The following is an 11,194-nucleotide window of genomic DNA, read 5'->3' on the forward strand; positions in this document are numbered from 1 at the left end:
AAAACCGGGCATGAGAAAAGGGTCGCAGCCTACGAGTTCGCCATTGAACCGTAAGCGTGCGACCCTTTTCCTTTCCCTTCAAGGGCGAGCAGAATCGGAGGTACCACCCGACCAAGAAGAGCCAAATGATGCGCCCCTCCACCGGTAGAGGTTGCCTGGCAGAAGAACCCGCCGAAGCAGGTTGGCAGAGCGCCCGGCAGAGGGTGCATCACGCTTGAGGAACCGCCCCAGAGCCCACCGGAGAGGGGGCTGAGGGAACAGAAAACCCCGAGCTGGCGCATCTCTACATCTTCAGATTTCTTACATCATCAGAAAATAACTACATCTCGGGGTAGGGGAGGGCGATTCGCGCTCCGGGTGGGACCTACCCTCTCCCACCCGGAGGCGAATCCTAGGGATGTTCGCAGTGTCATGAATACATCCCACCGAAATCCCTAACGAACGTTCGGGGTTTCAGTATCAGCGGTATATGAGCTTACCGCAGTCTATGCCGCAACCTCCGGGTCGCGGGAGATAACAACCTTCACCACGTTGTGCTCAGCAGCGTGGCTGAACAGGTCGTAGGCTTCCTCGAACTGGTCGAACGTGAAGCGGTGGGTTGCCATCGCCTTAGCGTTCAGGCGGCCGGAGCGGACCATGTTCAGCAGGTTACCGACGGTGTTGCAGTTGACCAGGCCCATGTTGATGCTCACGTTAGAAATCCACATGGTGTTCAGGGGCAGCTCAACGGGCTTGCCGTGCACGCCGGCGTTCGCAATGTTGCCGTAGGGGCGAACAATCTTGGTGCAGGTCTCGAAGGTCTGCGGAACGCCCACAGCCTCAATTGCCACATCCACGCCCAGGCCGTCGGGGGAGAGAGCCTTAATCTTCTCGATGAAGTCCGGGTCGCCCGCGTTGACCTTATCGGTGGCGCCCAGCTCCAGTGCCTTGTTCATGCGGTTGTCGTCGAAGTCGACGGTGATGACGCGGCCAGCACCGCAGAGGTTAGCGGTCATGATTGCGCCCAGACCCACGGGGCCAGCACCCACGACAGCGACGGTGTCGCCGGGCTTGGTGTGACCGTTCAGAATACCAATCTCGAAGCCGGTGGGCAGTGCGTCGGTGAGGAAGAGGACGTCCTCATCGGTCAGACCCTCCGGGACCAGGTGAACCGAGGTCTCTGCGTAGGGAACACGCACGTACTCCGCCTGGGTACCGTCAATCATGTAACCGAAAATCCAGCCGACACCACCAACGGTCTGGCAGTGCGAAGGCTGGTTCGCCTTACAGTAGGAGCACTTACCGCAGCTGGTCACAGCGGGAATGATGATGCGGTCGCCGACCTTCAGGTCAGTCACTGCGGAGCCAACCTCGGTAATGGTACCGACAGCCTCGTGGCCGAGGATGCGTCCGTGGTCCACCTCGGGGCAGTCGCCCTTCAGGATGTGCAGGTCAGTACCGCAAATGGTGGTGGTGTCGACGCGCGCGATAACGTCCGTGGGCTCAAGAATGGTGGGGTTCGGGACTTCTTCCCAGGCGCCCTTCTGATCGGGACCGTGGTACACATATGCCTTCATGGTGACTCCTTCGTTGAAGCTCTAATGAGGGTGTAGTGACTGCTTTATCACTACATGTATCAACCCATAAGAAATATTTGATAGGTTGTATTTTCATTAAACCCGACGTGTTGAATTATGCGCTTTTATTACGCGGAGTGTATCTTTTAGTTCTTTAAACATAAACATGATTCAGTTTGGGTATTTAATACCTGTAAATAACGCACGAGGCACACCCCCGAAATAGGGATGCGCCTCGTGCGTTTTATACAGATAGATTGGGTTGAAATGGGGTTGAGCTGGGTTTAGCTCTTCAGCTGGGCACGCGCTCGCGAACGAACCGCCGTCACCGCCCACACCAGCACAAAAGCCGCCACCATCGACAGCACAATCGTGCCACCGGTCGGCAGGTTAAACGCCCACGACAGGTACAGGCCAACAATCGAGCAGATACCGCCGAACACCGGCGAGAACACCATCATCGACCCCAGGCGGCGGCACGCCAGGCGCGCTGCCGACGCCGGAATCACCAGAAGCGCCAACACCAGCACATTACCGAGCGTCTGCAGGCCCAGCACCACAGAAATGGTCACCAGAACGTACAGCACAATATCCAGGGCAAGCACCGGCAGACCCATCGCGCGGGCACTCTCACGGTCCAGGCTGACCGTCACAATCTGCCGGTGGAACAGCCACAACACCAGCAGGATCACGGCACCCATGATCGCGGCGTTGGTAATGTCCTCATTCGAGACACCCACAATCGAGCCGAACAAGAAATCCTGCACCGACCCCGAATAGCCCGGCGCCAAGGAAATAATCACAATACCCAACGCAAAAGATGCGGCAAAGAAAATACCAATGACCGAATCCTCGCGCAGCCGCTGATTCTGACTAAAAATAGCCACCAGAATAGCCGTCACCACGCCTGCGGTCAGGCCGCCCACCATCAGGTTACCGCCCAACACGAACGCCACCGCAAGACCCGGGAACACCGAGTGCGCCACCGCATCGCCAATGAAGACCATGCCGCGCATCAGCACGTGACAGCCCACCACGCCGGTGACCACCGACGCCAGCAGCACAGCCGCCAGGGCGCGCGGAAGGAACGCCAGCGACGGGTTGAACAGATCGGCAAGAAAATCGAGAGGAGTAATCAACGGGCACCCCCGGTAGAAGTAGCGTGGGCGGGGGAGACGGAAGCAGCCGAAGCGCAGGAATCCGGCAGCTCGTGGCCGTACTCATCCAACGCACCACCGGCACAGGTGAAGCCCGTGCGGGCGTGACCCTGCGCCTCCTCAATATCGTGACCGTGCAACCACGTGTGCAGCTGCTCCAGACTAAAGGACGCCGCCGGGCCATCCAGGTGAATATTGCCGCGCACACCGCACAGGCGCGAGCAGGACTCGCGCGCCGCCAGCATGTCGTGCGTGGACATCAGAATGGTGATGCCCTCATCCGCCAGCTCACGGTACAGGCGGGTCAGAGTGGTCTGGGTGGGTGCATCCACGCCCGTAAACGGCTCATCCAGCAGCAGCAGGGAGGGGTTCGCCGCCAGGGCGCGCGCAAGCAGCACTCGCTGGCGCTGACCACCGGAAAGCTCCGCAATGGAAGCATCCTGCAGGTGCAGAACATCGGTGCGTTCCATCGCCGAAAAAACCTGCACCCAATCCTTCTTCGCCGGGCGGCGGAAGAACCCAATCTCACGCACGCGACCGGTCATCACCGTGTCCTTGACGGTCAGCGGAAAATCCCACTGGAACTGGTGCTTCTGTGGCACATAACCAATATGCGCACGCGCCACACGCGGCGACTCACCCAACACCCGAACCTGACCGGACGCCGGGCGAATCAGACCCAAAATGGTGCGCAGCAACGTGGTCTTACCGGCACCATTAGCGCCAATCAGACCCGCAAACTCGCCACGCTCCAGGGTTAGGGAGAGATCCTTGAGGATGGAGCGGCGCGCGTAGCCCGCGTACAGGTTCGAAATCTCTAGAACGGGTTCAGTACCCGCTGTTACCGACGCGCTCACGAACGGTCACCGCGCACTTCATCCAGTGCCTCACGCTGCGCGGAGGAGCGGCGACGGAACGAAAGGAATGCGCCCACGGCAATCACAGCTGCCACGCCTGCGGCAATAGCACCCCAGGGGATAGTGAACTCTGCCTTGTAGCCACTCTGGTCGCTCGCCGCGGCGGCAGATGAAGAACCGGACGCCTGAGTGCCGGATGCCTGAGTACCGGCAGACTGGGAAGCAGAGCTAGAGGAAGTATCGGAGGAGGCAGAAGAAGCCGAGCCCGAGGAACCGCGCGCCTGCGCCTCCATCGCGTACAGGGCATCGGCGCTCGCGGAGTCACCCACCGCAAACTTCAGGTAGCGGGTATCGGTCACGGTCGAACCGTCAGAGAGCTCAGCGCTCGCGGTGACCTTCAGCAGGTACTCGCCGGGGGCGGTGAACACCCAGTTCGCGTGGGTGTGAGTGTTCTTCTCCACCCACAGCTTCTGCGGCTCGCTCTTGGTCGAGGACCACAGCACCTGCGGTGCCGAGAAGTTGCCATTCTCCAGGTACAGGCTGAACGTGCCGGGGCCGCTCACCTGCTCCAGGGTCAGGTTCACGCCGCGGTTCAGCTTGGACACCAGCTGTGGATCCTGCGTGTTCCAACCCGGCCAGATGACGCCCTTAGTTTCGGTCTGCGGAATCACGTACACCTTCGAGCCGGCGGGTGCGCCCACGAAGGAGTAGCGCGGGTCGTTCGGCACCTCCAGGATGGCCTTATCGCTACCGCGGTAGATGACCTCGTCCAGGCTGCGCCAGACGGGGCTCTCGCCGTGGTCGTCGTGGAGCATGAGCTCAAACTTGCCGTTGTTGAAGCGCGGACCCATATCCACGTGGCCGGCGGAGATTTCGGTGCGGCCGGATGCGACCGGCTGCTCCGCCGACAGGGTCTGGGTGAGGGCGCGATCGCCGCGGCTCAGGTTGCTGTCACTCGGCTGAGCGGAGGCGCTCTCGGTGGTTGCCGGGGTGGTTTCCGCGTGTGCCACGCCCAGGGGTGCGAGCATGAGGCTGGCGCCCAGAGCCAGGGCGGACAGGCTACGAGAAGAGCGGGTGGTTGAGTTCATCATGAGGACTTCCTTGAATCATGACCGAAACGGTGTGTGAAAGATTATCTATATGCTGATACGGCTATATGAGCTTGTGGGTAGCTTAAAAACCGGGTTACGAGGTGCTAGCCTCCGAGCAGCTAGCACCCGAAGAATCGCCGCCAGAACTAGCCCCAGAACACAGCGCAATCGTGTGAGCATTCGCCAACATCATCTGCGCGTAGTGGGGAGCCTGCGCATCCAGAGTGTCCGAATAGAGCACCCCGGTACGCACCTGCGCCTCCCGAGCCAGCTCCGTGAGAACCGGTGAACGCATCGCCGTGGACTTATCCAGATAAATCGCCGGAACCTTCAAATCCTCGACCGTGCGGCGCAGACGCTGACGCTGCTGAATACTCGGCTCGCCGCTCGCACTAGCACTCACAAAACCGGCAATGTGCAGCCCGTAGGTGCTCGCCAGGTAGCGGTAGCCGTCATGCGTGGTGACCAGGTTGCGTGCCGCCTCCGGCAGGGCCCCGTACACCTGACGCAGCTGGGCGTCCAGGGCGTCAAGCTCCTTCATGACCTGCTCGGTGCGGGTCGCGTACTCGCTCGCACCCGCCGGATCGGCGGAGGTGAGCGCGTCACGAATGACCTGCACGCTCGCCTTCGCATTTGGTACCGAATGCCAAATGTGCGGGTCGATTTCGCCGTGTACGTGCTTGCCCAGAACAGCCTGCGCCAGCAGGTACACCTGACCACGATGCTCCGAAGCACCCGAACGCAGGAAACGGTAGCTGCCGCCTGCGGGCACCTCCTGCAGGGTGCGGGAGGGGACCGCGACCACGGTGCGGTTCAGTTCGTGCTCCACGGCGCCCTGGGAGGAGTCCGCGCGAAGCACGAGCCTGCCGTCGCCGGTGCGTGCCGTAATATCGGCGTGACCTGCAGAAAGAACCTTGATGTCCGAGGTAGAAACGTTCTGTTCCTTCGCCAGGCGGTCCACCAGCTCTTGCGGGTCGCGACCGACCGCGCAGTACAGGGTTCCGCGCGAAGAACGCACCGACTCCGGCGCATTGACCGCGGTGGCGCTCAGCTCAATGGCGTACTCGCCGGCATCACTAAACGCCCACGACAGGTGCGTATGCGCCTGCAGAGGAAGCTCCAGCGAACCCATGTCGCCGGTACGGATCGCGGTGTCCCCCTCACGGGTGAGGTTCACGCCGCGCGCATGCGAATCGCACAGCATCTCCACCGCGCCGAAGGTCTGCGTAATGAACGCCGCCAACTGCGCATTCGACGAATCGGTGGCGGTGCGCGCCCGCACGCTCTGCACCTCAAAGCGCATGCCTGCATCCGAAGAATCGGCGGGTGCAGACTCGTTCTGCCCGCCCTCTTCAACGCGCAAACCCAGCCAGATGGAGTCCAGGGAGGCATCCTCCACGATGGCTTCCAGCTTGCCGCCGTACTGCTCAATCTTCTCTGCAACCGCTACGGATACAACCCCGGCGGGCAGGTTCGCCTCAACCATTTTGGAAAGCTTACGCTGCTCCAGCAGCAGGCCGTTCGTCAGGGCGCAGCGGGCATAGGCGACATCGCGGATATCGCGCAGGCTCGGCTCATACGAGTGCGGGTCAGCACCGGCAGGCACGAGGGAGTGCACGCTGGCGCGCTCGCCAGCAATCTGCTGCGCCAAGTCCGCCAGGATCGGGGTCGTGGCGACCACGCGCATCCGGTCGGAGGAGGCGTTCTCGGTGCTGGCGCATCCGCTCAGTGCGAAGGCGCCAGCCCCCACCCCGGCACCTGCCGCGATGCGGGAGGCGAGGGTGAGGGCGGCGCGTCGACTATAGGCGTGTGACCCCTTGCCGGTATGCCCGCTATGCGGCGTCACCGCGGCGGCCCTTTCGGCGTGCCGAACGCAGAATCATGGCACCGAGTGCCAGCGCCAGAATGGAGGTGCTGACCATGAACGGGTCGATGACCACACCGGTGTTCGGCAGCTTACCTGCGGCGGCTGCCTTCTGCGCGTTCGCGAGTTCCTGGCTGGTCAGGGCGCAATCCTCACCGGAGGCGGTCTTACCAACGATGCGCACCTTGGATCCGTCGGGCTTGGTGACGATGCCGGTGGCTTCGTCCACGGTGCCGTTGACGGGGTTCTTGGCGGTGCTCTTCTCGCCGCCGGTGTTAGCGCTGTTAGCGTTGCCGCCGTCCTGCTTGGCACCTGCCGCACCCTGGCCGTTGTCGCTTGCCGGGGCGTTATCGGGGTTGCCGACGGTGAAGTGCAGAACCGATTCGCTGCTGACCTGCTGGCCGTTCTTCAGGCGTGCAGTCCAGCCGATGGTCACGGTGTAGCGACCCTCAGCGGTGAACACCCAGTTGCTGTGCTGGTGGGTGTTTGCGGGCACCTGGAAGGAGCCGCCGCTACGCGAATCGAAGACCTGCTGACCGGCGGCACCGAAGTTACCGGAGAGGAAAGTAGACATGGTGCCGGGGCCCTCAAAACCGTTGAGGCTCATGGTGACGGGGCCATCGAGCTGCTTCAGCAGTTCGGGGTCCTGGGTGCTCCAGCCGAGCCAGGGCACGCCCTGCTGCTGGGTTGCACCAATCATGTGTACGGGGGTGCCCGCCGGGGCGATATTCTCCATGCCTGCGGGCAGGTTGATCTTCGCCGCGTCATTGAGCACGAACTCGAGCGCACCGGGGGAGACGTGGCGGGCGGGGCTGGTGCGGTCGTCCTTCACGCTGCTGGTGAGGTTGCCGCCGTTGAGGATCGGGCCCACGTCAAAGTGGCCGTGGGTGACTTCTTCACGGCCGCTGTGCTCGGCGGTGTTGACCACGGCGAGCGTGGGGATGCTGGTCGGTGCCTGGGCTGCCTGGTTGCTCTGCTTGTTGTCCTTCTGAGCGTCCTTGGCGTCTTCGGCGGGAACCTCGGTTGCGATGCACTGCTGGTTCAGGCTGCCGGGCAGACCGGAGGACAGCACACCGTTGCCGGTAATGCCGCCGCCGTTGCTGGGTGCGGTGACGTTCTGGGCGTTGGAGCCCTTCACGCTGGATCCCTTCGCGCTGGTGGCATTGCCGTCCTTGTTTTCGCCCTTGTCAGAGCCATTATTGGTGGTGTTGTCGGTGCCGCTGATAGCGGTAACACCGGATCCACCCTGAGACGCCTGCTCACCATTCGCCGCTGCCTTCGCACCGTTCGGGTCGGTCACCTGCGCGGCGTTCTGACCGTTCACGGATCCGTCCACGCGGCGAATACCGGTGGATGCGCTCGCCTCAGCAGATGCACTCGCCTCAGCACTCGCAGAAGTAGATGCGCTGGGGGTGCCGGTGGCGCTCTCGGTTGCGGTGGAGGTCGCCTCGCTCGTGGCGTCCTTGGTTGCTTCCTTAGTGGCGTTCTGCGCGTTCAGGAGCTTGAAGCCGTCCTCGGCGTTGGTGCCCACGGCGATAGTGTAGGTCGCCTCGGAGCTGACCGGGGTGCCGTCCGCAAGGGTCGCGGTGGCGCGGAAGGTCAGCTGGTAGATGCCGGCGCGGGTGAATGCCCAGCTGAGGTGCTCGTGGCCGCCCGCGGTGATGGTGTGCGGTGCGAGCTGGTCGTTGGTGCTGAAGACGCGCGGGTTGTCGCGGCCGGATTCGGTGAAGACCTCGGCGCGGCCGCCTTCGGGTACGCTGCTGCGCACGAGTTCAAGGTTGATGGTGTTGTCCTTGAGTGCGCCGGGGCGGATTCCTTCCGCACCGAGGCCGGGGTAGAGCAGGCCGCGGGTGCGGGTGGAGGGAATGTAGAAGATGTCGGTGCCTTCGGGGGCAATGTAGTCGTAGCCTGCTACGACGTTGGTGTGTGCGTCTTCGACGTCGGGCAGGTGGAAGACGGTGCGGGCGGGGTTGAATCGTCCCTGCTGGCCGGGGGCGGTGTCTGCGAGGGTGCCGAGGGTGAACTGGTTGCCGTCGAGGAATGCGTTGAGCATTTCGGTGTGCACGCCGGCGATGACGTAGTCACCTTCGTAGTTGACGTAACCGCGCGACTCGGTACTCGCCTGGGTGCCGGTCTGGGTGCCTGCCTGGTTTTCCTGTGCCTGTGCGGCGGTGAAGGTGCCGACCTGGGGGAGGGCGAGGGGCGCCCCGAGTGCGAGGGTGCATCCGAGGGTGGTTGCGCTGAGTAGGCTCAGGGGTTTGGTGCGTCCTTGCATGGTGGCTCCTTGGATGACTGCTCGTTGGCTGGCGCGCTTGCCCGGTGCTCCCGGGGTGTGTCCGGTGCTTGTCCCGGCGGCCTGTTGCCGGTTTCTCCCTTGCGGAAGGGGTGCGCTCTGCCGTGTTTTCTCTTTGTGAATGTACGTGGTGTGCGTTTTTGGGCGCGCCTCTGCGCACATGTTTTTCTGAGAATCACTATACTCAGTTAGTTTCCAAATGACAATTATTTGCAAAAGCGCTACCCTAAGAAAGAGAAAAATGAGAAAGGTTGTCATGAGCTCTCAGAAGCAGACCCAACGACGGGTCACCACACACACCCCCGCACTCTTCATCCCCGGCGGCAAGCCCGCCCTCCGCCGCGCAGCCGCATTCCTCTCCGCCGCAGCGCTGCTCGCGCTTGCCGGCGCTGCCCCCTCCCTGCCCGCTGCAGCAGGCCCCGACGACGGCAAAATCGTCACCACCAAGGGCCACGTTGACGCCCCCAAGGCATACTGGGACGAGCAGAACGGCACCTTCGTCCTCATGAACGAGGCGAACCCCTACAAGACCGGTGCAGACACCTACGAACTGGACAAGACCGTCAACTGGGTCGGCAAGGGCTACAGCACCAGGGACGGCAAGTCGCAGTACACCATGACCCTGGGCGACTCGCCCTCCCTGGCGTTCCTCGGCGAACCCGGCCAGACCCTCTACATGGCACCGCACCTGACCTACGGCAACCAGGACCCCATCTGGGCTGGCCTGGGTGCCTCCACGAAGGTACCCACTGAGCGTTTCCGTGACGGCGTGTTCGCTACCGACATTCTCTCAGTTGAGGGTCCCGGCCGTATGGAGCTCTTCCGCTACAACCCGGACGACGCCCCCGCTGACGTGTACCGCATGCTCTCCAGCAGCTCGACCGGCTGGCACTCCTGGCTACTCGACAAGGGTAGCCACACCCACAACACCACGACCTTCACCCGCCCCGGCCGCTACGTGGTCACCTACCGCACCGTGGCGCGCTCCACCGACGGCCGCATCATTAGCTCCAAGCCGTCGAAGCTGGTCTGGCAGGTTGGCGGCATGCAGCCCGTGCTCGGTGACGGCACCCCCACCGCCGTGCCCACCGTTGACCGCTACAATGCGGCACCCGTTGGTGACCTGGACGCCGCAAAGTACATGCTGTCCGTGGCACCGCACCGCCTGGACGCCGACCCGGCAAAGAACAAGGACGCCGACGACAAGCTCAGCGACATCACCTTCACCGCCGCAAACAAGAACCTCAAGGGCACCCTGACCCTGTACAACAACGGCTACTTCCTGACCGACCTGCCGGTCGTGAACGGTACCGCCACCTGGTCTGAAATGCTCGGTAGCGAAGGCTCCCAGCTGCAGGCTGTCTTCACCCCCGACACCTCCGACGCGAACAGCGCGGAGGCGTCCCGCTGGATCTCGCACAAGCTCACCTACGAGCCCGGCAAGGCTGAGAGCGTCTACAGCGACGACGGCAACGGTACCTGGCCCGAAGAAATCCCGGATCAGGCGAACACCGTACTCAGCACCCAGCAGTACACGCCGACCAGCATGGACTACGACGTGACCGTCACCCCGAACGGCAACGGCTTCAGCACCGTTGAGGTCCGCTTCAAGGACCCGAAGGTGCGCGGCTTCATGCGCGGCGGCTTCTACGCCCAGGATGACCCGGTCTACCCGTACCTCGACCTGGAAGGCTCCGTTGAGGACGGCGTGGCGCGTTTTACCTTCCGTGACGAGTCGTTCTACAAGGGCACGGCTCTGCGCGTGAAGATGCTGACCCACCCGGATATGAACGCTTCCGCCTCCACCACTGAGGTGGCTGCGAACTACGAGCCGGGCACGAAGTACACCGCACACGGTGCGTTGGCTCCCGATAGTGCACCCATTAGCGATGCGCCGAAGCCTGCTCCGGTGGATCCGTCGCCGAGCGCTGAGCCTACGGTCGCGCCCTCTGCCGAGCCTTCTGCTGAGCCGAGCGAGGCTCCTTCCGAGGCTCCGACCGCTGAGCCCAGCACCGTTCCGTCGGTGTCTCCCAGCGAGGTTCCGACCGTGCCTGCGGTGCCGACCGCCTCTGCAGAGCCGAGCGTGCCTGCTCCGGCGCCCTCCACTCCGGCACCGTCTAGCCCCGCGCCCGCGAACCCGACCCCGAGCGCACCTGCTCCGACTAGCCCGGCACCGTCTGCGCAGCCGTCCACCCCCGGAACCCCGGGTAACCAGTGCGTGCCCGGCCAGATTGACGGCCGCACCAAGATTTCGCACGGCCACCTGGACATCCAGGCGACCCTGAAGGACCGCCAGCTGTCCGTGGGTCTGCGCGATGACAGCGGCATCATTGATGCTGATTCGACGGTGCGCCCGCTCGATTCGGTCGTGTGGAC

At 63.2% G+C, this 11,194-nt stretch carries 7 protein-coding genes; 1 reads left to right on the plus strand and 6 read right to left on the minus strand.

All coding sequences use genetic code 11. The features are described from left to right. Positions 1 to 485: 485 nt before the first annotated feature. From QZ540_RS07080 to QZ540_RS07105, 6 genes are all read right to left on the minus strand, one after another. Positions 486 to 1,556 carry an alcohol dehydrogenase catalytic domain-containing protein gene (locus QZ540_RS07080; protein WP_070690368.1) on the minus strand — a complete coding sequence of 357 codons (1,071 nt, stop codon included), beginning with the start codon at positions 1,554 to 1,556 and terminating at the stop codon, positions 486 to 488. A 284-nt stretch (positions 1,557 to 1,840) separates the two neighbouring features. Continuing rightward, positions 1,841 to 2,695: an anchored repeat-type ABC transporter permease subunit gene (locus QZ540_RS07085; protein WP_294628751.1), complete on the minus strand. Its 855-nt coding sequence runs from the start codon at positions 2,693 to 2,695 to the stop codon at positions 1,841 to 1,843. Next, the gene (locus QZ540_RS07090) at positions 2,692 to 3,570 is read right to left on the minus strand and encodes a metal ABC transporter ATP-binding protein (protein ID WP_294628753.1); all 879 of its coding nucleotides are present in this window, start codon (positions 3,568 to 3,570) and stop codon (positions 2,692 to 2,694) included. Before QZ540_RS07090 ends, QZ540_RS07085 begins: the two co-directional genes overlap by 4 nt. Then, positions 3,567 to 4,661, minus strand: a complete 1,095-nt coding sequence (locus QZ540_RS07095; RefSeq protein ID WP_294628755.1) for a choice-of-anchor M domain-containing protein — start codon at positions 4,659 to 4,661, stop codon at positions 3,567 to 3,569. Before QZ540_RS07095 ends, QZ540_RS07090 begins: the two co-directional genes overlap by 4 nt. A 94-nt stretch (positions 4,662 to 4,755) precedes the next feature. Further along, positions 4,756 to 6,507 (minus strand): anchored repeat ABC transporter, substrate-binding protein, encoded by a 1,752-nt coding sequence (locus tag QZ540_RS07100; protein ID WP_294628757.1) that lies wholly within the window; start codon positions 6,505 to 6,507, stop codon positions 4,756 to 4,758. Then, positions 6,494 to 8,800 (minus strand): TIGR03773 family transporter-associated surface protein, encoded by a 2,307-nt coding sequence (locus QZ540_RS07105; RefSeq protein ID WP_294628759.1) that lies wholly within the window; start codon positions 8,798 to 8,800, stop codon positions 6,494 to 6,496. The genes QZ540_RS07100 and QZ540_RS07105 overlap by 14 nt, the downstream gene beginning before the upstream one ends. Positions 8,801 to 9,074: 274 nt before the next feature. On the opposite strand from QZ540_RS07105, the gene QZ540_RS07110 reads away from it, so the two are divergent. Then, positions 9,075 to 11,194, plus strand: a 2,120-nt coding sequence (locus QZ540_RS07110) for a choice-of-anchor M domain-containing protein (protein WP_294628761.1), incomplete at its 3' end; no start/stop codon positions are given.

It is taken from the genome of uncultured Rothia sp. (assembly GCF_916049665.1).
In the GTDB taxonomy this organism is placed as follows: Bacteria; Actinomycetota; Actinomycetes; order Actinomycetales; family Micrococcaceae; genus Rothia.